21 protein-coding genes are annotated in these 20,888 nt (G+C 68.5%); 15 read left to right on the top strand and 6 right to left on the bottom strand.

Annotation, left to right across the window (positions count from 1 at the left end; genetic code table 11):
- The first annotated feature begins 97 nt into the window (after positions 1-97).
- From uraD to D7D52_RS32600, 9 genes are all read left to right on the top strand, one after another.
- Positions 98-595 carry a 2-oxo-4-hydroxy-4-carboxy-5-ureidoimidazoline decarboxylase gene (gene uraD / locus D7D52_RS32560; protein ID WP_222932715.1) on the top strand — a complete coding sequence of 166 codons (498 nt, stop codon included), beginning with the start codon at positions 98-100 and terminating at the stop codon, positions 593-595.
- On the top strand, positions 583-927 hold the full coding sequence (gene uraH, locus D7D52_RS32565; protein ID WP_222932948.1) for a hydroxyisourate hydrolase: 345 nt from the start codon (positions 583-585) through the stop codon (positions 925-927). The genes uraD and uraH overlap by 13 nt, the downstream gene beginning before the upstream one ends.
- A 6-nt stretch (positions 928-933) precedes the next feature.
- Positions 934-1,839, top strand: coding sequence for a factor-independent urate hydroxylase (gene pucL, locus D7D52_RS32570; protein ID WP_120742556.1), 906 nt, complete (start codon positions 934-936; stop codon positions 1,837-1,839).
- Positions 1,784-3,292 (top strand): nucleobase:cation symporter-2 family protein, encoded by a 1,509-nt coding sequence (locus D7D52_RS32575; protein WP_246023465.1) that lies wholly within the window; start codon positions 1,784-1,786, stop codon positions 3,290-3,292. The genes pucL and D7D52_RS32575 overlap by 56 nt, the downstream gene beginning before the upstream one ends.
- 174 nt (positions 3,293-3,466) lie before the next feature.
- The gene (locus tag D7D52_RS32580; RefSeq protein ID WP_120742559.1) at positions 3,467-4,288 is read left to right on the top strand and encodes a hydroxypyruvate isomerase family protein; all 822 of its coding nucleotides are present in this window, start codon (positions 3,467-3,469) and stop codon (positions 4,286-4,288) included.
- Positions 4,289-4,328: 40 nt separating this feature from the next.
- On the top strand, positions 4,329-5,219 hold the full coding sequence (locus D7D52_RS32585) for a 2-hydroxy-3-oxopropionate reductase (protein ID WP_120742561.1): 891 nt from the start codon (positions 4,329-4,331) through the stop codon (positions 5,217-5,219).
- A 5-nt stretch (positions 5,220-5,224) separates the two neighbouring features.
- Positions 5,225-7,003: a glyoxylate carboligase gene (gcl, locus tag D7D52_RS32590; protein WP_120742563.1), complete on the top strand. Its 1,779-nt coding sequence runs from the start codon at positions 5,225-5,227 to the stop codon at positions 7,001-7,003.
- An 11-nt stretch (positions 7,004-7,014) separates the two neighbouring features.
- Positions 7,015-8,193 carry a glycerate kinase gene (locus tag D7D52_RS32595; RefSeq protein ID WP_120742565.1) on the top strand — a complete coding sequence of 393 codons (1,179 nt, stop codon included), beginning with the start codon at positions 7,015-7,017 and terminating at the stop codon, positions 8,191-8,193.
- A gap of 5 nt (positions 8,194-8,198) precedes the next feature.
- Complete coding sequence (locus tag D7D52_RS32600) at positions 8,199-9,047, top strand: fumarylacetoacetate hydrolase family protein (protein WP_281279149.1); 849 nt, start codon at positions 8,199-8,201, stop codon at positions 9,045-9,047.
- Positions 9,048-9,210: 163 nt separating this feature from the next.
- Here D7D52_RS32600 and D7D52_RS32605 read toward each other — a convergent pair whose 3' ends face one another.
- From D7D52_RS32605 to D7D52_RS32615, 3 genes are all read right to left on the bottom strand, one after another.
- The gene (locus D7D52_RS32605; protein WP_120742569.1) at positions 9,211-10,002 is read right to left on the bottom strand and encodes a VOC family protein; all 792 of its coding nucleotides are present in this window, start codon (positions 10,000-10,002) and stop codon (positions 9,211-9,213) included.
- Positions 10,003-10,063: 61 nt separating this feature from the next.
- Entirely contained in the window at positions 10,064-11,329 is a 1,266-nt protein-coding gene (locus D7D52_RS32610) for an alpha/beta hydrolase family protein (RefSeq protein ID WP_120742571.1), read from the bottom strand.
- 154 nt (positions 11,330-11,483) lie between these two features.
- Positions 11,484-12,047 carry a helix-turn-helix domain-containing protein gene (locus tag D7D52_RS32615; RefSeq protein ID WP_120742573.1) on the bottom strand — a complete coding sequence of 188 codons (564 nt, stop codon included), beginning with the start codon at positions 12,045-12,047 and terminating at the stop codon, positions 11,484-11,486.
- Between the two features lie 159 nt (positions 12,048-12,206).
- Between D7D52_RS32615 and D7D52_RS32620 the strand changes: the two genes are divergently transcribed.
- The 5 genes from D7D52_RS32620 to D7D52_RS32640 all read left to right on the top strand — a co-directional run bounded on the left by D7D52_RS32620 (position 12,207) and on the right by D7D52_RS32640 (position 17,008).
- On the top strand, positions 12,207-13,574 hold the full coding sequence (locus D7D52_RS32620; protein ID WP_120742575.1) for an MFS transporter: 1,368 nt from the start codon (positions 12,207-12,209) through the stop codon (positions 13,572-13,574).
- Between the two features lie 100 nt (positions 13,575-13,674).
- Complete coding sequence (locus D7D52_RS32625) at positions 13,675-14,367, top strand: VC0807 family protein (protein WP_120742577.1); 693 nt, start codon at positions 13,675-13,677, stop codon at positions 14,365-14,367.
- Positions 14,360-15,019: a TMEM175 family protein gene (locus tag D7D52_RS32630; RefSeq protein ID WP_120742579.1), complete on the top strand. Its 660-nt coding sequence runs from the start codon at positions 14,360-14,362 to the stop codon at positions 15,017-15,019. Before D7D52_RS32625 ends, D7D52_RS32630 begins: the two co-directional genes overlap by 8 nt.
- Positions 15,020-15,056: 37 nt before the next feature.
- Complete coding sequence (locus D7D52_RS32635) at positions 15,057-15,554, top strand: VOC family protein (RefSeq protein WP_120742581.1); 498 nt, start codon at positions 15,057-15,059, stop codon at positions 15,552-15,554.
- Positions 15,551-17,008 (top strand): FAD-binding protein, encoded by a 1,458-nt coding sequence (locus D7D52_RS32640; protein ID WP_120742583.1) that lies wholly within the window; start codon positions 15,551-15,553, stop codon positions 17,006-17,008. The genes D7D52_RS32635 and D7D52_RS32640 overlap by 4 nt, the downstream gene beginning before the upstream one ends.
- Here D7D52_RS32640 and D7D52_RS32645 read toward each other — a convergent pair.
- Genes D7D52_RS32645 through D7D52_RS32655 form a run of 3 tightly spaced genes read right to left on the bottom strand, consistent with a single transcriptional unit; the run spans position 16,984 to position 19,450 of the window.
- On the bottom strand, positions 16,984-18,135 hold the full coding sequence (locus D7D52_RS32645; RefSeq protein ID WP_120742585.1) for a DUF4132 domain-containing protein: 1,152 nt from the start codon (positions 18,133-18,135) through the stop codon (positions 16,984-16,986). The genes D7D52_RS32640 and D7D52_RS32645 overlap by 25 nt on opposite strands.
- Complete coding sequence (locus D7D52_RS32650; RefSeq protein ID WP_120742587.1) at positions 18,132-18,767, bottom strand: TetR/AcrR family transcriptional regulator; 636 nt, start codon at positions 18,765-18,767, stop codon at positions 18,132-18,134. Before D7D52_RS32650 ends, D7D52_RS32645 begins: the two co-directional genes overlap by 4 nt.
- 50 nt (positions 18,768-18,817) lie before the next feature.
- On the bottom strand, positions 18,818-19,450 hold the full coding sequence (locus D7D52_RS32655; RefSeq protein WP_120742589.1) for a TetR/AcrR family transcriptional regulator: 633 nt from the start codon (positions 19,448-19,450) through the stop codon (positions 18,818-18,820).
- Positions 19,451-19,525: 75 nt separating this feature from the next.
- Between D7D52_RS32655 and D7D52_RS32660 the strand changes: the two genes are divergently transcribed.
- Complete coding sequence (locus D7D52_RS32660; protein ID WP_162958704.1) at positions 19,526-20,866, top strand: YhgE/Pip domain-containing protein; 1,341 nt, start codon at positions 19,526-19,528, stop codon at positions 20,864-20,866.
- Positions 20,867-20,888 lie beyond the last annotated feature (22 nt).

A 20,888-nucleotide genomic window follows, 5' to 3' on the forward strand; every position in this document is an offset into this window, starting at 1 on the left:
CGTATATTTTCAACAAAATGTTGACGAAGCCCTGTGGCCCGTGACACTCTTCACGGGAGCGGAATCACCCTTCCGTTATCCGAGAGAGGTAGCGCCAATGGTGACATTGGTCGAATTCAATTCGACAGCCGGTGAAGAACTCCGGCCGGACTTGCTGACCTGCTGTGACGCGCCCACCTGGGCCGACGGCGTGCTGGCGGACCGGCCCTACGCGGACATCGACAGCCTGCTGGCCCGGGCGAGCGAACTCGCCGCCGGCCTGTCCGGCGCCGAGGTGGACCGCGCACTCTCGGCACACCCCCGCATCGGCGATCGGGTCCAGGGCAGCGACACCCACTCCGCGTGGTCGCGTCAGGAGCAGTCCGGCGTCAGCCAGGACGAGTCGGTGGCCGCGCAGCTGCTCGAGGGCAACCTCGCCTACGAGCAGCGGTTCGGCAAGGTCTTTCTGATCTGCGCCACCGGCCTGTCGGCCGAGCAGATCCTGGCGAGCCTGAACCAGCGCCTCACCAACGATGACGAGACCGAGGCGAAAGTGGTCGCCGAGGAACTCCGCAAGATCGCCGTTCTCCGCCTGCGAAAGGTATTCGACGCGTGAGCACCATTACGACGCACATCCTCGACTCCGCGCTGGGCAAGCCCGCGGCCGGCGTCGAGGTGCGACTCGAACAGGTCGGCCCGGAGGTCCGGGTCGTGGCCGAGGGCAAGACCGATGACGACGGCCGGATCAAGGATCTCGGCCCCGAGGGTCTCGAGGCCGGTCACTACCGCCTCACCTTCGACATCGAAAGCTATGCCGCCGCAACGAATCAGACCTATTTCTATCCGACGGTCTCGATCACCTTCAAGGTCGCCGGACAAGCGGGCGAGCACTACCACGTGCCCCTGCTCATGAGCCCCTTCGCCTATTCCACCTACCGAGGAAGCTGAACTCACATGGCAATCAAGCTGGGACAGAACCAGTACGGCAAGGCCGAGAACCGCGTGGTGCGCGTCTACCGCGACACCCCGCGCCACCAGATCCGCGATCTGAACGTCTCGACCTCGCTGCGCGGTGAGTTCTCCGACGCCCACATCACCGGTGACCAGGCCGACGTGCTGCCCACCGACACCCAGAAGAACACCGCCTTCGCCTTCGCCAAGGAGAAGGGCATCCACTCCATCGAGGAGTACGCCCTCACCCTCGCGGATCACTTCATCTCCCGGGCCCCCACCGCCACCGGTGCGCGCATCGAGGTCGAGGAGTACTCCTGGGATCGCATCGAGGTCGACGGCCAGCCGCACGATCACTCGTTCGTGAAGTCCAACCAGGGCATCCGCACCACCGTGGCCAACGTCGACGGCGTCGGCCCGGATCGCGTGGCGCACATCGTGTCCGGCGTGAAGGACCTCGTACTCCTCAAGAGCACCGGCTCGGAGTTCCACGGCTTCTTCAAGGACAAGTACACCACCCTGCAGCCGACCAACGATCGCATCATGGCGACCTCGCTGGTGGCCCAGTGGCGCTACAACCACACCGATGTCGACTGGGACAAGACCTACGACTCGATCCTGAAGGTGCTGCTGCGCCAGTTCGCGGTGGTGCACTCCTACGCGCTGCAGCAGACCCTCTACTCGATGGGCCGCGCGGTGCTCGAGCAGTTCACCGAGGTCGCCGAGATCAAGTTCTCGGCCCCGAACAAGCACCACTTCCTGGTGGACCTGAGCCCCTTCGCCCTGGACAACCCGGGTGAGGTCTTCATCGCCGCCGATCGTCCCTACGGCCTCATCGAGGCCACCGTCGAGCGTGACGACGCGCGCGACGCCGGTAACGCGTGGACCGCGATTCCGGGCTTTTGCTGACCAGCACCGCGCTGAGTTCTTCTTCGTACAGTTAGTAGGAGGTGCGGCGATGGGTGATAGCCATAGCCGCGTGGAAGTGACCGTGACTCGTCCAGAGGACCAGCGTTATTCGCTCTGGCAGTCCCTGGTCTACGGAACTCAGCACATCCTGACGATGTACGGCGGTGTGATCGCACCGCCGCTCATCGTGGGAGGTGCGGCCGGGCTCTCGGCGTCGGACATGGCACTGCTGGTGACGGCGGGCCTGTTCGTCTCCGGCCTGGCGACACTGCTACAGACCCTGGGCATCGGGCCGGTCGGCTCCAGATTGCCGATCGTGCAGGGCATTTCGTTCGTCAGCGTCTCGACGATGGTCACCATCGCGCAGGAGGGCGGGCTGCGGCCGGTCTTCGGCGCGATCATCGTCGCCGGTGCGATCGGCCTCGTCCTCTCCAGTTTCTTCGCGAAACTGGTCCGCTTCTTCCCATCCGTGGTGACGGGAACGATCATCACGGTGATCGGACTCTCGTTGCTGCCCACCGCATTCCGGTGGGCGATGGGCAACAACGCCAAGGCCGCCGACTACGGCTCGATGGGCAATATCGGCTTCGCGGGCCTGACCCTGGTGATCATCCTGGTGATCAGCCGCCTGTTCCAGGGCGCGATCTCGCGGCTGTCGATTCTCATCGGACTGGTGATCGGCACGATCATCGCGGCGGCGACCGGCCACACCGACTTCTCCGGGGTCCGCAAGGCCGACATCTTCGCGTTGCCGCCGATCATGCACTTCGGCAGCCCGACCTTCCAGGCCGGCGCGATCGTCTCGATGACCATCGTGATCCTGGTGATCATGGTGGAGACCACCGCCGACGTGCTCGCCATCAGCGAAATCGTCGGTACCGAAGCCGATTCCAAGCGGGTGGCGGCCGGTCTGCGGGCCGACATGCTGTCCTCGGGTGTGGCGCCGATCTTCGGCAGCTTCCCGTGCAGCGCGTTCGCGCAGAATGTGGGGCTGGTGGCGCTCACCGGCATCAAGAGCCGCTTCGTGGTCGCCACGGGCGGTGTGGTGCTGGCACTGCTGGGCCTGTTCCCGGTGGTCGGCGCGGTGGTGGCCGGGATTCCGTATCCCGTCCTCGGCGGCGCGGGCATCGTGTTGTTCGGTTCCGTTGCGGCGAGCGGTATTCGTACGCTGGCGCGGGTGGACTTCACCGACAACCTGAACATGGTCCTGGTGGCCGTGGCGGTCGGAGTGGGCGTGATTCCCATTGCCGCACCGACATTTTGGGACAAGTTCCCGACCGGCATCGGGGTGGTCATGCACTCCGGCATCTCGGCGACGGCCATCGCGGCCATTGTGCTGAACCTGGCGTTCAACGAGTTCAAGCGTGGAAACAAGCCCGGCGCTTCGGTGTTCGCGGCCGCCGACGACGCGAAGGACGAACTCGGCGATCGTCTCGAGGACGACATTCGCTGAATCGGCGCGGCGCGGAACATATATCGCCGTACTGGCTAGTAGCTCCCGGAACTCCTTGACGGGATTGTTCTGGGAGCATTAGCATTTCCATATCCCAGAAAAACATTTCCGCAATGCGGAAAATCAAGCAGACTTGCTGGTCACAGCACTGCGGAAACGACTGGAGGGATTCCAATGACTCACTCGCTGAACTACGCCGTGAACTGCTCGCTGCTGTTCACCGAGCTGCCGATCCTGGAGCGCGCCGCCGCTTCCAAGGCCGCCGGCTTCGACGCCATCGAGTTCTGGTGGCCTTTCGCCGAAGCCGTGCCCTCGGACCGGGACGTGGACGCGTTCGTCACCTCCGTGCAGGACGCCGGCGTGCAGCTGATCGGCCTCAACTTCTTCGCCGGCGACATGCCCGGCGGCGACCGCGGCCTGGTGTCGTGGCCCGCGCGTGCCGCGGAGTTCAAGGACAACATCGACGTCACCGTCGGTATCGGAGAGCGCTTGGGTATCAAGGCTTTCAACGCGCTCTACGGCAACCGGGTCGATGACGCCACCGCCGAGCAGCAGGACGAGCTGGCCGTCGAGAACCTCTCGGCCGCCGTCGTGGCCGCCGCCCGCATCGGCGCGACGATCCTGGTGGAGCCGGTCTCCGGCGCGCCCCGCTACCCGCTGCTGACCGCCGCCGACTGCCTCGGCGTCATCGACAAGGTGCAGGCGCACTCCGGTGTCTCGAACATCGGCCTGCTCGCGGACCTCTACCACCTCGCTGTGAACGGCGACGACGTGGACAAGGTGATCGCCGAGCACACCGCGCGCATCGCCCACGTACAGATCGCCGACAACCCGGGCCGCAATGAGCCCGGCACCGGCGAACTTCCGATCGAGGCGCAGCTCACCGCCCTGCAGACCAACGGCTACCACGGCTGGGCCGCCCTCGAGTACAAGCCGTCCGGCGCGACCCTCGACAGCTTCGCCTGGCTCCCGCGCGAGCGCCGCGCCGCCAAGTAATCACCGAAGACTTTCCCACACAACGACTTAGGAACTGATCATGAGCAATATCGCTTTCATCGGCCTCGGCATCATGGGCAGCCCGATGGCCGTCCACCTGCAGAACGCCGGCCACACCGTCAAGGGCTTCGACCTGAACCCGTCCAACGCGCAGAAGCTGGTCGACGCCGGCGGCCGCGCCGTCACCTCGATCGCCGACGCCGTGCGCGGCGCGGACGTGGTGGCCGTGATGGTGCCGGACTCCCCGCACGTGCAGGCCGTACTCGCCGGTGAGAAGGGCGTTTTCGAGACCGCCGAGCCCGGCGCGCTGATCATCGACTTCTCCTCCATCCGCCCGGATGTCACCCAGGAGCTGGCCAAGCAGGCCGCCGAGCGTGGCTTCCGCCTGATCGACGCCCCGGTCTCCGGCGGCGAGCCGGGTGCGGTCAACGCCACCCTGTCGATCATGGTCGGCGGTTCGGCCGAGGACTTCGCGGCCGCCAAGCCGTTCCTGGACACCGTCGGCAAGACCGTCGTGCACGTGGGCACCAATGGCGCGGGCCAGACCGTGAAGTCGGCCAACCAGCTGATCGTGGCCACCAACATCCAGGCGCTGGCCGAGGCCGTGGTCTTCCTCGAGGCCTACGGCGTCGAGCTGGGCCCGGCCCTCGACGTGCTCGGCGGCGGCCTCGCCGGTTCGGCCGTGCTGAACCAGAAGCGCGAGAAGATGGCCAACCGCGAGTTCGCCCCGGGCTTCCGAATCGACCTGCACCACAAGGACATGGGCATCTTCACCACCGCCGCCCGTGAGGCCGGCCTGGTGACCCCGGCCGGTTCGCTGATCGCGCAGCTGGTCGCCTCGGCCCGCGCCAACGGCGACGGCCACCTGGACCACTCTGCACTGCTGCGCGGCGTCGAGCGCCTGAGCGGCACGCTGAACAAGGAGAACTGACCACTATGGCACGCATGCGTACCGTCGACGCGGCGGTCCTGATCCTGGAAAAGGAAGGGGCCACACAGGCTTTCGGCCTGCCGGGCGCCGCGATCAACCCGTTCTACTCCGCCATGAAGAAGCACGGTGGCATCAAGCACGTGCTGGCCCGCCACGTCGAGGCCGCTTCGCACATGGCCGAGGGCTACACCCGCGCCAAGGCGGGCAATATCGGCGTCTGCATCGGCACCTCGGGCCCCGCGGGCACCGACATGGTGACCGGTCTGTACTCCGCCTCCGCGGATTCCACTCCGATCCTGTGCATCACGGGCCAGGCGCCCGTGGCCAAGCTGCACAAGGAGGACTTCCAGGCCGTCGACATCGCGTCCATCGCGAAGCCGCTGGCCAAGTGGGCGACCACCGTGCTGGAGCCCGCGCAGGTGCCGGGCGCCTTCCAGAAGGCGTTCTGGCTCATGCGCGAAGGCCGTCCGGGCCCGGTGCTCATCGATCTGCCGATCGACGTGCAGCTGGCCGAGATCGAGTTCGACATCGACACCTACGAGCCGCTGCCGGTCGTGCGCCCCGCCGCGACCCCGGCGCAGGCCGCCAAGGTGCTGCAGATGCTGAACGCCGCCAAGCGTCCGCTGATCATCGCGGGCGGCGGCATCATCAACGCCGACGCCTCCGAGCTGCTGGTGAAGTTCGCCGAGCTGACCGGTGTGCCGGTCGTCCCGACCCTGATGGGCTGGGGCACCCTGCCCGACGATCACGAGCTGAACGCGGGCATGGTCGGTCTGCAGACCTCCCACATCTACGGCAACGAGTCGCTGCTGGAGTCCGACTTCGTGCTGGGCATCGGCAACCGGTGGGCCAACCGCCACACCGGCGCGCTGGACGTCTACACCAAGGACCGCACCTTCGTGCACGTCGACATCGAGCCGACCCAGATCGGCCGCGTGTTCGCGCCCGATTACGGTGTCGTCTCCGATGCCGGTGCGGCACTGGAGCAGTTCATCGCCGTGGCCGAGTCGCTGGACAAGGTCGGTTCGCTGACCGACCACAGCGCGTGGGTCAAGCAGGTGCGTGCCAAGCGCGCCACCGGTCAGCGCAAGACGCACTTCGACAACGTGCCGCTGAAGCCGGCGCGCGTGTACGAGGAGATGAACAAGGCGTTCGGCCCCGAGACCCGCTACGTGACCACCATCGGTCTGTCGCAGATCCAGGCGTCCCAGATGCTGCACGTGTACAAGCCGCGGCACTGGATCAACGCCGGTCAGGCCGGTCCGCTGGGCTGGACCCTGCCGGCCGCGCTGGGTGTGGCCACCGCCGTCAAGGACGAGCCCGTCGTGGCCCTGTCCGGTGACTACGACTTCCAGTTCCTGATCGAGGAATTGGCCGTCGGCGCGCAGTTCAACATTCCGTACATCCATGTGCTGGTGAACAATTCGTACCTGGGCCTGATCCGTCAGGCGCAGCGGGCGTTCGACATGGACTACTACGTGCAGCTGGACTTCGAGAACATCAACTCTCCCGAGGTCAACGGCTACGGCGTGGACCACGTCAAGGTCGCGGAAGGCTTGGGCTGCAAGGCGATTCGCGTCTTCAACCCGGAGGACATCGGTCCCGCCTTCGAGAAGGCCAAGTCGCTGATGGCCGAGTACAAGGTGCCGGTCGTGGTGGAGTGCATTCTCGAGCGTGTCACCAACGTGTCCATGGGTGCGGCCGGGATCGACGCGATCACGGAGTTCGAGGAGCTGGCCTCCGCGTTCGCCGACGCCCCCACCGCAACCGTCCCGCTGGACTAGAGGATTCCGTCATGGCTCGTGTGCTGATCGCCTCCGACAAATTCAAGGGCTCGCTGACCGCGGTTCAGGTCGGAGCCGCCGTGCGAGCCGGAATCCGGCGGGCGCGCCCCGACGCCGAGGTGTCGGTGGTGCCGGTCGCCGACGGCGGTGACGGCACCGTCGCCGCCGCGCTCGCGGCCGGCTTCGACGCGGTCCCCTTGACCGCCTCGGGGCCGACCGGGGAACCGGTGCTGACCGCCTACGCCCGCCGCGACGACCTCGCGGTCGTCGAGATGGCGGACGTGTCGGGCCTGGTGCGGCTGCCGGACGGCCTGCTGCGACCGATGACCGCCACCAGCCGGGGCACCGGCGAGGTGATCGCGGCCGCGGTCGCGGCGGGATGCCGCCGCATCGTGCTCGGAATCGGCGGCAGCGCCGGAACCGACGGCGGCGCAGGACTTCTGGAGGCACTCGGTGCCCGTCTGCTGGACGCCGAGGGTGAGCCCATCGGCGACGGCGGGGCGGCTCTCACCCGGGTGGCGTCCATCGACCTGTCCGCCCTGCGGGAGCGGATGGCCGGCGTCGAGGTCGTCGTGGCCTGCGATGTCGACAATCCGCTGACCGGACCCTACGGGGCCGCTGCGGTCTACGGACCGCAGAAGGGCGCCGATCCGGCCCAGGTGGCCGAGCTGGACGCGGCGCTCGGGCAGTGGGCGCAACGGCTGGCCGCGGAACTCGGGTCGGATCGGCGTGCCGGGACCTTCGACGAGCTGGCGGGCGCCGGCGCCGCGGGGGGCGTCGGATTCGCCGCCCTCGCGGTGCTGGGCGCCACGCTGCGGCCCGGCATCGAATTGATGCTGGAGCTGGTCGGTTTCGACGAGCAGCTGGCCGGGACCGATCTGGTCATCACCGGTGAGGGCAAGCTCGACGAGCAGACTCTGCACGGCAAGGCCCCCGCCGGCGTCGCGGCCGCCGCACGCGCTGCGGGCGTGCCGGTGGTCGCGGTCTGCGGCCGCAACACCCTGCCCGAGGATCGGTTGCACGACACCGGATTCGCCGCCGCCTACTCGCTCATCGAGATCGAGCCGGACGAGCAGCGCTGTCTGAGCGCCGGAGCGATGTTGTTGCAGCAGCTCGGTTTCCGCATCGCCGAGGACTACCTTCCCGTCGATGCGACCGTCGTGGCCGAGCAGTCCGGAGGGGTGTCGTGAAACTGTTGCGAGTAGGACCAAAGGGCGCGGAAAAGCCCGCGGCCCTGGATGATTCGGGTACGTTGCGTGATCTGTCGGCGCTCACCCCGGAGATCGACGGCGCGCTGCTGGGTAATCCCGTCGCGCTGGCCGGGATCGCGCGGGCGTTGTCGTTCGGCGATCTCCCGGCCCTGGACGCCGGCCAGCGCATCGGCGCGCCGATCGCGCGGCCCGGCAAGGTGATCGGCGTCGGGCTCAACTACAGCGATCACGCCGCCGCCATCGGCGCGGCCATTCCGGAGAGCCCGGTGGTGTTCCTCAAGCCGGGCACCACCGTCAGCGGACCCTACGACGCGATCGAGCTGCCGCGCGGCAGCCGGGCCACCGACCACGAGGTCGAACTCGGCGTGGTGCTCGGTCAGCGGTTGCGCGACTGCGCCGATCCCGCCACCGCGCTGGGGGCGGTCGGCGGATACGTCACCGCCAACGACGTGACCGAGCGCAGTGGCATCGCGGGCGAGCCGACCTGGGTGAAGGGCAAGTCCTACGACACCTTCACGCCCATCGGTCCGTGGCTGGTGACTCCCGACGAGGTCGGCGAGCCGCACGCGCTGAGCCTGCAGCTGTGGGTGAACGGGGAACGGCGGCAATCGGGTTCGACCGGTGACATGGTCGTCGGCGTCGGCGAGGTGCTGGCCTACCTCAGCTCGCTGATGACCCTCGAACCCGGTGACCTGGTGCTGACCGGAACGCCCGCGGGTGTCGCGATCAGCAAGCCGGAGCCGAAACCCTATCTGCGCGACGGCGATGTCGTGGTCGTCGAGGTCGCCGGACTGGGACGGCAGCAGACCCTGGCCACCGGCGTGCGCGGCTGAGCCGCTGGAACGACCGGCCGCACCGAATCCGGTGTGGCCGAAGGATTCCCGACGGGGACGTGACGAGGCGCAGCTGGGGTGCCCCAGGCGTCGTCGCGGGAATATTCGAACGGCCCGGTCGCTGTGGAGACCGGGCCGTTCGTCCTGTGTGCGGCCGAGCCGTTCAGGACTTGTTGCCGCCCAAGCTGAATCGCACACCGTTGGGATCGGCGACGGCGGCCAAGCGGCCGTAGGGCGTGTCCTCGGCGGCCGTGATGATGCTGCCGCCCAGTTCCACCACTTTGCGCACGCTGGCGTCCACGTCCTCCACACCGAAGTAGACGGTCCAGTAGCCGGGGACGCCTGGCGGCAGGAAGCTGGTCGCGTCCATCACGCCGCCCAGCATCGGGGTGGTGGAATGGATTGTGGTGTACCGGAATTCGGGGGTCTCGGCGATGGTGAACGGATCCTGCCAGCCGAACGCCTCCCCGTAGAACTTCAGCGCGTCGTCATAACCGCGGGTGTGCAGCTCGAACCAGGAGGGCGCGCCGACGTGCCCGTCCCAGTGGCCGTCGCCGACGGTGCCGCGCTGTTCGAAACCGGTCATATTGTCCGACTGCCATACGCCGACGCCCACGCCGCCCTTGTCGCCGAACACGGCGAACGTGCCGAGATCTCCGACCGCCGTCGGCGGCACCACGACCGTGCCGCCCGCCGCGGTGACCTGCGCCGCCGTCGCCTCCGCGTCGGTGCTGGCCAGGTAGATCGTCCACTGGCTGGGCCCGGCGTCGGCGTCGCCGGCCATGCCGCCCGCGACCGCCTTGCCGTCCTTGCGGAAGGTGATGTAGTTGCCGTGCTCGGGCGCGATATCTGCGGTCCAGCCGAACAATTCGCCGTAGAAGGCGATCGCGCCGTCGGTGTCGGTGGTGAACAGGTCGGTCCAGATCGGATCGCCGGGCCGGATGGTGTCGGACATGGTGAACTCCTCGGGTATGGGAACGCCCCTCACGGGGATAGACGGCGTTCGCCGGCGAAACTCATCGGGTCAGCAGACCCCAGGTCAGGACCCACGCCAACCATACGAAGCCCGCGCAGAGCAGCGCGGAAAGCGCGAGACGGTGGGCCCGGGTGAGCTCCGCGCGGCGGCGGACCGCGGTGACGCCGGTGGTCGCCAGCAACCCGGTGGTCGCGAGGGCCAGCAGTTGCACGACCAGCCAGGGCAGCGGCCGATGCAGCAGCATCGGCGCGAGCGCGTGGCCGCCGGTCGCGTAGATCGACAGCAGATACAGCAGCGACGCGACGGTGGTGAGCAATCCGGTGCCGGCGAGCCAGCGGGGGATACCGCGGGCCACGCGGGCGGTACGAATTCCGTTGTCCGCGAACGAGATCGCCAGGTAGGCGAGGAAGCCCGCGACGATCAGCCCCAGCGTGACGGCCTGCGCGACGGCGGAGCTCCATCCGGGCGCGCCGGGGTCCTGACTGGCGCGGGCCTGCGCCGGCGGGTCGTCGGCCGAGCACGCCGGGGGAGTGCCGTCGGTGACCTGTCGCAGCCACGCTCGCATGGTGTCGAGGTAGCCGGGCGCGAAATCGCCGGGCGGGACCGGTGATTCGTAGGTCGCGCCGATCCGGTCGAAGCCGGTGGTGGTGGCGCGGCCGTTGTGGGATCCGTCCAGGAACCGGAGGGTGACGCTGGGATCGGCCGCCAGTGCCGCCCGCACGACCGCGGCGCTCTCCGCCGGGGGCACCTGCACATCGTGGCGGCCCCACAATGCCAGCACGGGCACCCGGACATTCGCCCATGCGGGACGCGGATCGTAGTCGGCGGCGGGGAACAGTCCGGCGGCGTCGATCAGGCGTGCTGCGGGGCCGCTCAGGGTGGCCGCCAACGAGCTCGAATCGCCTTGTTGCCGTATCCGATTGGTGAGATTCCAGGTCTGGGTGCGCAACGGCGTGAAGCCGGACGCGCCGAGCGTGATCAGAAACGCCACGTCGGCCGACCGGGCGGCCGCCAGCGGCGTCACCCAGCCGCCCTCGCTGAAACCCCACAGCCCCACCCGGTCCGGGCGCACTCCCGGCGTGGCCCGCAGCACGCGGACGGCGGCGAGGGCGTCGTCGGCGAGGAGTCCGAAGTCGACGTGGGTGCGGGAATAGCCGTCGGTGTGCTTGTCGTAGACGAGGGTGGTGATCCCCATGGCGGCGAAAGCCTCCGCCTCGCGGCGGTATTCCTGGCGGGGACCCGGGCCGGAGCCGGCCACCAGGACGATGCCGGGTGTGTCGGAAAGGGCGGCGGCGGGCGCGAACACAGTGCCGGACAGGATGAGTCCGCCGCCCCCGGTGAAGGTGACCTCGTGGGCGGCGTGTCGGTGTCCGGGGTCGCGCGGGCCGGCGTGGCCTGCGGTAGTGCGGACAGCAGGACGAGCAGCGCGCAGGCGAGGATCGCCCGCCCGGTGGTGGCGGTCATGGGGTCTCCGGGAAGCTGAACATGCGCAACAGCACGGCCTTTCGGCCGTCTTCGGTGTCCGCCCCGCTCGCGCCGTAGCGCTTGACCAGGGCGATGTACTCCTCGAAGAACTCCTCGAAACGCGCCGAATCGACGCGGATCGTGGCCCGCGAGTACGTGAAAAGGTCGGCCTGCGCGCCCATTTCACCGGCATGGCGTTCGAACGACTGGTACAGCTCGACCAGCTCGGCGAGGTGCTGCCTGGCGATCTCGGCGCTGGCGGCGCGCATCTCCTCGGTCTGGGAGCTGTATCTGGGCAGCCGGCGATCCCCGGGGACCGCCCGCCACCACCGCTGCTTGCCGGTGGACAGCTCGGCGGCTTCCTCGACGAAGCCGTGTCTGGCCAGCTGCCGCAGGTGGTAGCTGGTCGCGCCGGTGCTCTCGCCCAGCGCCTGCGCCAGGCTGGTGGCGTTGACCGGCCCGGCCCGCAACTGCTCCTCGATCCGGCGGCGGAGCGGGTGCGCGAGCAGCCGTAAAGCCGCTACGTCGGTGAGGAATTCGGGTTCCGTCGAATCGGCCACGGCTCCACGATAGCGATGCAAAGAGTCTTTGCAAAGAGTCTTTGCACGCCGATACAGCGACGGGCCGCTGACCGAAAGCCAGGGAGATGCGGCGTGCGACTGCTAAATTCACCTCATTGCCCATAGTTTGCTGATTCAGCCGGGTTCCCAGGAGGTTCCGTGAGTTCGGTGATCGACGATGCGCCCTTCACCTCCTTCCACAGGCGGCTCGCCGTCGCCTGCTCGGGCGGGCCCCTGCTGGACGGGTACATCCTCAGCATCGTGGGGACCGCGCTCATCGGGATGACCCCGGAGCTCGACCTGTCCACCGGCGACGTCCAATTGATCGGAGCGGCCGCCCTGATCGGGATGTTCGTGGGCGGCGCGCTGTTCGGCGTGCTGACCGACAAGATCGGGCGCGAGGTCATGTACACCGCCGACCTGATCGTCATGGGCGCCTGCTCGATCGCGTCGTTCTGGGCCGAATCCACCTGGCTCATCGTGATACTGAGGTTCGTCCTGGGCATGGCGGTGGCCGCCGACTACCCGATCGCCACCTCGTTGCTGGGAGAGTGGCTGCCGCTCAAACAGCGCGGCACCCTGCTCGGGTTCCAGATCGTCGCCTGGTACGCCGGATCCGTGCTCGCCTACGTGGTCGGGTATCTGCTGCTGACCTTCGGCGGACACGGCAGCTGGCGGTGGCAACTGGCCAGCGGCGCGGTCCTGTGCGCGTTCTTCCTGATCATCCGGCAGAGCACCGCGCCCGAATCGCCGCGCTGGCTGGCCCAGCACGGCAAGGCGGACAAGGCCGCCGAGATGATCGAGCGGTACCTGCACGTGCGGGTGGACCCGGCCACCCTCGTCGAATCGGACGGGCAGGCAGTCGTGCACGGCTCGCTGCGGGAACTGTTCCAGCCGACCTATCGCAAGCGAATCCTGTTCTGCTGCGGGTTCTTCCTGTGCCAGGTGGCGGTGCTGTTCGCCATGCTGACCTTCGGGCCGCAGATCCTGGCGTCCTTCGGCATGCCCGGCGGCACCTGGATGGATACCCTCGGCACGGCCCTGCTCAGCATGGTGTTCCTGATCGGCTGCCTGCCCGCCATGCGGCTGATCGACACCCTCGGCCGCCGCCCCACCATCGTGTGGTGTTTCGGGCTGATGATCGTCCCGGTGCTGCTGATCGGACTCTGGCCGACCATGCCCACGCTGCTGGCCTTCGCCATGCTGCTGCTGTACGCCTTCTTCTGCGGCGGGCCCAACGTGCTGGACTGGACGTACCCGAACGAGTTGTTCCCCACCCACATTCGCGCCACCGCGGTCGGCGTCGCCACCTCCGTCAGCCGCGTCGGGGCGGCGCTGGGCACGTATCTGCTGCCGTGGTCGCTGGATCACCTCGGCATGGGCCCGACCTTCCTGTTCGCGGCCGCCCTGACCGCCGTCGGCTTCCTGATCTGCGTCTGGGGCGCACCGGAAACCAAAGGCCGGCGGCTGGAATCGGCTGCGACGGTGCCGATTTCGATCCCGATGGCGCGTCCGGAACCGGCATGACAACTGTCATGGTGCGGAGGTGATGGTTGGCAGATTCGCATGCCGCCGCGCGTCCGTAGCGTCATTCCTGTAGCGATCGAACGAATACAGGAGTTCCGAAATGGCCGACCACACCCTCGTCGTGAACGCGCCGCAGCAGGCGGAAGCTCGTCCCAACCTGCTGCGCATGCTCGCCCCGACCATCCGCGACATCGCGGTGCCGCTCGCCGCCTACTACGCCCTGCACGCCGCCGGCTACTCCGACTTCGCCGCGCTGCTGGCCGGCGCGCTGATCTCGGGCGTCATCGTCCTGGTCGAGGTGGTGCGCGCCCGCCGGGTGGACGCCATGTCGGCGCTCATCCTGGCCGGTTTCGTCTTCGGCATCGTCAGCTCCCTCATCAGCGGCGACGCCCGGATGATGATCGTGCGCGATTCGCTCACCACCGGCGTCATCGGCCTGGCCTTCGGGATCAGCGCGCTGCTGGGCAAGCCGTTGACGTATATCGCGGCGCGCAAGGCGTTCTCGGCCAATCCGCAGAAGCTGGCCGAGATGGAGTACAAGTACGAGAACATCCCGGCCGTGCGCAAGCTGCACAATCGGATCGCGGCCATGTGGGGCGCGGGCCTGATCGGGGAGTCGGGACTGCGCGTGGTGCTGGCCTACCAGCTGCCCATCTCCACCATGGCCTGGCTGTCCACCGTGCTGGCGCTGTCCGTCACCACCGTGCTGATGGTCATCACCATCCGAACGGTCAAGCGCGTCAGGCGAACCGAAGCGTCGGCCGCGGCGGGTTACGCTTCGGAGCATGAGTGAGGGCTCGGTTCCGAACGGCACACTGACCGGAACCGCTCGCGTCGAAGCATTCAGTGACGGGGTGATGGCGATAGTCATCACCCTGCTGGTTTTGAACCTGCAGGTGCCCGAGCACGAGCCCGGGCACCTGTTGCGTGCGCTCGGGCACATCTGGCCGGTGTATCTCGCGTATCTCGCGTCGTTCACGACGATCGGGGTGGTGTGGATGAACCATCACACCTTCTTCGGCAGGCTGCGGCGCATCGACCATGTGCTGCGCTGGTGGAATCTCATGCTGCTGCTGGGGGTTTCGCTGGTGCCGTTCCCGACCATCGTGGTGGCGGACAACCTGGTGCACGGGTCGCGACGGGATGCCCAGGTGGCGGTGGCGCTGTACGGCATCGTCGGGGTGGCCATGACCCTGCCGTGGGCGCCCATGTGGCGGCAGCTGGAGAAACGGCCGGAGATGCTGGTGCCGGGGCTCGGGCCGGACTACGCGCGGCGGGAACGCTGGCGGGCGTGGCCGGGCATCCTGGTCTACACGGTGACGATCGGCATCGGATTTCTTTCTCCCGTCACGGCTTTGGTGCTGTACCTGCTGGTGTCGACCTTCTACGGGATCAGCACCAAGGGCTGGAGTTCGCCGACGGGCACCGACCCGGACGAAGAATAGGGCTTGCCAATTTAAGCGCATGTGATTAACTCACCGGATGGGCAGCATCAGCGGGGCCGGACCGGTCACCCAGATCGCATGGGTCGTCGAGGACATCGCCGTCGGCGAGGAATTCCTGCGCACGATCCTGGGGGCGCGCACGTGGATGCGCATGCCGGAGGTGCGCTTCGGCCCCGAGAACACCGTCTACCGCGGCGAACCCGCCGATTTCACCGCGCACATCGCGCTGTCCTACAGCGGCGACACCCAGCTCGAACTCATCCAGCCGGTGCGCGGCCGCTCCATCTACACCGAATTCCTCGAGCGTGGCGGCCCGGGACTGCACCACATCTGCACCGAACCCGCCGACTTCGACGCCGCCTTGAAAGACGCTGCGGCGCAAGGCATCGCGGTGGTGCAGCAGGGCGACATGGGTGGCCAGATGCGGTTCGCCTACCTCGACGGGGCGGCCGCGGGCGTGCCGTTCGTCGAACTCGCCGAGATCGGGCCGCACATGCGGCGGTTCTTCGAGCAGATCAAGAAGGATGCGCAGTGAGCACAGCGATACCGGAAACCCTTGCCGCCGAGACGATTGCCGAATGGTCCGACGAGTTCGACGTGGTGGTCGCCGGATTCGGCATCGCCGGCGGCTGCGCGGCGGTCGAGGCGGCCGGGCGCGGGGCCCGCGTGCTGGTGCTGGAGCGGGCCGGGGTCGCCGGCGGCACCACCGCCCTCGCGGGCGGGCACTTCTATCTGGGTGGCGGCACCGCCGTACAGAAGGCCACCGGGCACGCGGATTCGGCCGAGGAGATGTACAGGTACCTGCTGTCGGTGGCACGCGATCCGGAACCGGACAAGATTCGCGCCTACTGCGACGGCAGCGTCGAGCACTTCGACTGGCTGGAAAGCCTCGGATTCCAGTTCGAGCGCAGCTACTACCCGGAGAAGGCCGTCATCCAGCCCGGTACCCAGGGGCTGATGTACACCGGCAACGAGAAGGTCTGGCCCTACCGCGACCAGGCGACGCCCGCGCCGCGCGGGCACAAGGTGCCGGTGCCGGGGGACACCCAGGGCGCGGCCATGATCATCGAACTGCTGGTGAAACGGGCCGCCGCGCTGGGTGTGGAGGTGCGCTACGAGACCGGGGTGACCAACCTCGTGTGCGGCGCGGACGGCGCCGTGGCGGGGGTGGCGTGGAAGAACCTCGGCAGAACCGGTGCGGTCAAGGCGACGTCGGTGGTGCTGGCCACGGGCGGATTCGTCATGAACACCGAGATGGTGGCCGAACACGTGCCCTGGCTGACCGAGAAGCCCTTCGTGCTCGGCACCCCCTTCGACGACGGGCTCGGCATCCGGCTGGGCGTCTCGGCGGGCGGCGCGACCCGCATGATGGATCAGGCGTTCGTGACCGCGCCCGTCTATCCGCCCGCGCGGCTGCTGACCGGAATCGTGGTGAACCGCAACGGCGAACGCTTCGTCGCCGAGGATTCCTACCACGCCCGGACCTCCGCCTTCGTCCTCGATCAGCCCGGCGCGGCGGCGTACCTGATCGTGGATTCCGAGCACATGGAACGACCCATGTTCCCGCTCGCGCCGTTCATCGACGGCTGGGAGACGGTCGAGGAGATGGCCGATGCGCTCGGAATCCCCTGTGCGACACTGCGCTCCACACTCGACCGGTACAACGAGCACGCCGCGCGCGGCGAGGATCCCGACTTCCACAAGGCGGCCGAATGGCTGCAACCGCAGGATCAGGGCCCGTGGGCGGCCTTCGACCTGACCCTGGGCAAGGCGCTGTACGCGGGCTTCACCCTCGGCGGCCTGCGCACCTCCGTCGACGGGGAAGTGCTGCGGGACAATGGATCACCGATTCCGGGCCTGTACGCGGCGGGCGCCACGTCCTCGACCCTGGCGCAGGACGGCAAGGGCTACGCGAGCGGCACCCAGCTCGGCTCGGGGTCGTTCTTCGGCCGCCGCGCCGGGCGTCACGCCGCCGCCCGCTCCAGCTGACGGATCAGCTCCGAGGCGGTCACCGGGTCCAGCGCCCCGAAGTTCCCCGCTCGCAACCGCACCGACAGCACGCGTTGCCGCTCGGGCTCGTAGCGATAGCCCCCCTCGAGCCCGGGATCGAGCGCGACCGTCAGCTCACGGGTGGGGCCGAACCGGCGATACAGCGCTTCGCGGGTGATCTCCCAGCCCAGTTCCTGCAGCGCGAACATGCGATCGGTGCGCAGCTCGCGATCGGTGAAGCGGGACAGGATGTCCGCCTGCGTCTCCGCGGTGGTCAGTGCGTAGGTCCGTCGGTGCAGTTGCTCGAACGGCTGGTGTAAACGGCTGTCGGAGAACGACTCCCGCCAGGCCGCCAGCGCCTCGCCCAGGTGAAGCGGATGGGCGACGCCGACCAGTGCCTCCGGCCCCGGCTCGACCGCCGCACCGGTGGCGTCGAGCAGCGTGTGCTCGGCATCGACCCGGAAGCTGCGCGTCACCGCCCCCGTGCCGTCGAAGCTCGCCCACACCAGCCGCTGCGCCAATGGGCCGAGCTCGGAATCCTCGACGATCAAACGCCGGAACGCGGGCGTGCGCCACCGCCGTCCGTCCACCATGGCCGCCTCGAAACGCCGAATCTGGTCGGTGGTCACCGATTTCGGGTCCGCGCGGGGCGCCTCGTCCGCGGTGGCCGCGAGCCGGGCGCGCACCCGGCGGCTCAGGGCTTCGGCGGCGGGGGAGGGCTGCTCCTCGGGTTCGGCCCGGCGCAGCCACGGTGTCATGCGGCCCGCGCGCGGATCGGGATCCTCGACCCGCACCGTCGGCCGGACCCGCGCCACCTCCGCCACGAACGCGTGCCCGTGCTCGGTCAGCCAGCTGTCGACGAACCGATCGATGAACTCCCGCTCCCGCTCCGCGCCCGTGCGGTAGGCCACCGCCGCGTGCTGGGCGATGGCGAAGACCACCGCCGCCCCCTCCGGCGGGACCGGCCGGCGCGGATCGGCCGCGTATCGCGCTGCGGCATCGGCGAATTCGTCCAGTCCGTCCAGGCGCGCGGCCGCCAGCACCGTCTCCACGGCCGTCCGGTGGCGCCGCAAGAATTTGCGCACCGCGACCGTGGCGTGCGGATCCGCCCAGCGCCCGTCGCTCACAACGGGTCGCGCACGATGAGCGAAACCGCCATGGGCACCAGCAATTCCACCAGATCACCCACCGGCGGCCGCGGGTCCGACAGCAGCCATTCGTGCGCGAGGCCGTTGATCGCACCGATCAGGGCGCTGCCCGCGAGTTCCGGATTGCCGCGAATGGCGGCGTTCGAACCGGCCAGCGGCCCGATCGCGAGGCGAATGGTGTCGACCCAGCCGTGGCGGCGATCGCGGCGGTGGTGCTCCATGCGCTCGCTCACCCCGACCACCTCGACGAAGGCGACCTTGGCCCGGAACGGGTCCGCGCCGATCGAGTTCAGGAACGCCGTCAGCGCCCGCGTCACGGTATCGGTCGGGTCCGGGTCGGGCCCCATGGTGCGCACCGCGGCGGCCAGCGCCGCCGCCGACTGGTCCTGGATCTGGTCGTACGCCGCGACCAGGACGTCCTCGCGGGTCTGGAACTCCTCGTAGAACTGGCGTTTGGACAGTCCGGCCGCCGCGCACACGTCGGCCAGCGAACAGTTGGCGTAGCCGCGCTCACCGAAAATCTGGATGGCGGCGTCGAGGAAACGCTGTCGGCGCTCTGCTTTTCGTTCGGTCACGGCGCGTCCGCCGTACTGCCTGCCTTCGATCGTCACTGTCGTTTCTCGATCGTCACGCCTGAAAGGTTACGGGTGAATTCCCCGCGTCAGCGTCGCGGGCGCAAACCGTCCATCATGTGGCCGACCATCTCGTCGAACAGGCCGTCGGCCTCCTCGGCCGCGACCAGCCCGGAACCGAGGATGGCGGCCAGCCCGTGTAGCGCGGCCACCGCCGACAGGCAGATGCGCCGCGGCTCGCCCGGCACCACCTCGCCGCCGGCCTGCGCGTCGGCGACCATCTCGATGGGCACCGTGAAGGCGCGCGCCGCGGCCTCCTCGATGGCCGGATCGGAACTGTTCTTGCGCGCGAACATCAGCGCCAGCAGGGCCGGATTGTCGATGGCGAAGCGCAGATACGTGTGCGCCATGGCGCGCAGCCGCGCGGGGAAGGCCGCGGTATCGCCGCCGGAACCGGCCGCCTGCTCGAATCCGGCTCCCAGCCGCTCGAATCCGGCGATGGTGAGCGCGTCCAGCAGGGCCTGCTTGTCGCGGAAGTGCCGGCTCGGCGCGGCGTGGCTGACGCCGGTGTCGCGGGCGAGCTGACGCAGCGACAGACCGTCGACGCCGGCGCGGCTGAGGGTCTCCTCGGCGCGGCGCAGCAGTTCGGCACGCAGGTCCCCGTGGTGATAGGAACGCGCGCGCTCGACCACCTCCCGGGCCTTGCGCTTGGTGATGCTCATGGTGAGAGCAGGATATCGGACACACCCGCCCATGTTGGCGTTGACTACTTTGTTGTCGCTGCCTACATTCGTCGTATGGCGAAAGACAGTGGGCCGCGGGCCGGTGTGCCGCTGCGTGGCTGGTTCGCACCCGCCCTGGTGCTGACCGTGCTCGCGGCGCTGATCGGCACCATGTACCTCGGCTATACCTCCGATCCGGAAAAGAACCTGCACGATTTTCCCGTCGCCCTGGTCAATCAGGACGTGGGCGATGTGCTGAACGGCAAGACCACGAACGTCGGCGACCAGATCGCCGACGCGCTGACCCAGAAGATCCCGGCCGACAAGATCGACCTGCGAGTGGTCGGCATCAACGAGGCCCGCCAGCAGCTGAGCAACGGCCAGATCTACGGCGCCATCGTCATTCCCGGTGATTTCACCAAGCGGCTGTCGATTCTGGCGGCGGCCGCGGTGCTGCCCGGTGACGTGGAACGCCCGGTCATCACCGTGCAGACCAATCCGCGCGCCGGCACCTACGCCTCCTCGATCATGCAGCGCATCACCGATCGCGCCATGGCACAGGTCAATTCGACGGTCGGCGCGCAGGTCACCGATCAGGTGAAGGCGGCGCTCGCCCCGCACGACGGCGCGCCCGCCACCGAACTCAGCGGTGCGGCCCGGCTGCAGCTGGCCACGCCGATCGACGTGGTGGTCAGCCCGTACCGGCCGTTGCCCGCCGGCACCGGACAGGGCCTGTCGGCGTTCTTCTACACCCTGGTGCTGCTGTTCGCGGGCTTCAGCGGGGCCATGATCATCCACTCCATGATCGACAATGTGCTCGGCTACCTGCCGGCCGAATACGGTCCGTGGTTCCGGGCGCCGGATCCGATGAAGATCAGCCGCTGGCACACGCTGCTGATCAAATGGGCCATCGCCGCGCTCACCGCACCGCTGCTGTCGGGCATGTTCATGGGCATCGCGACCCTGTTCGGTATGCCGATCGATCAACCGCTGGCGCTGTTCCTGTACGGCACGCTGGCCGTCATCGCGGTGGCGGTGACCGGCCTGGCGGTGCTGGCCGCCTTCGGCACCATGGGCCTGCTGATCAATATGGTCGTGTTCGTGGTGCTGGGCCTGCCGTCGTCCTCGGGTTCGATTCCGGTGGAGGCGATTCCGCGCTGGATCGCCGCGCTGTCGAGCTTCGAGCCCATGCATCAGATCTACCTGTCGGTGCGCGCCATCCTGTTCTTCGACGGCCATCTCGAGGCCGGCCTGAGCACCGGGATCTGGATGACGATCTTCGGGCTGGGCCTGGGTCTGGTGCTGGGCGCGGTCGCCACCCACACCTACGATCTGCGCGGCCTCTACCGGCTGGGCATCGCGCACACCCTCGAACCCGTCGCGGCGGCCGACGCGGAATCGGGCCACCCACAGTGACTTTCGGCCCTGTTCGTTGTCG

It is taken from the genome of Nocardia yunnanensis (assembly GCF_003626895.1).
Classification (GTDB): Bacteria; Actinomycetota; Actinomycetes; order Mycobacteriales; family Mycobacteriaceae; genus Nocardia; species Nocardia yunnanensis.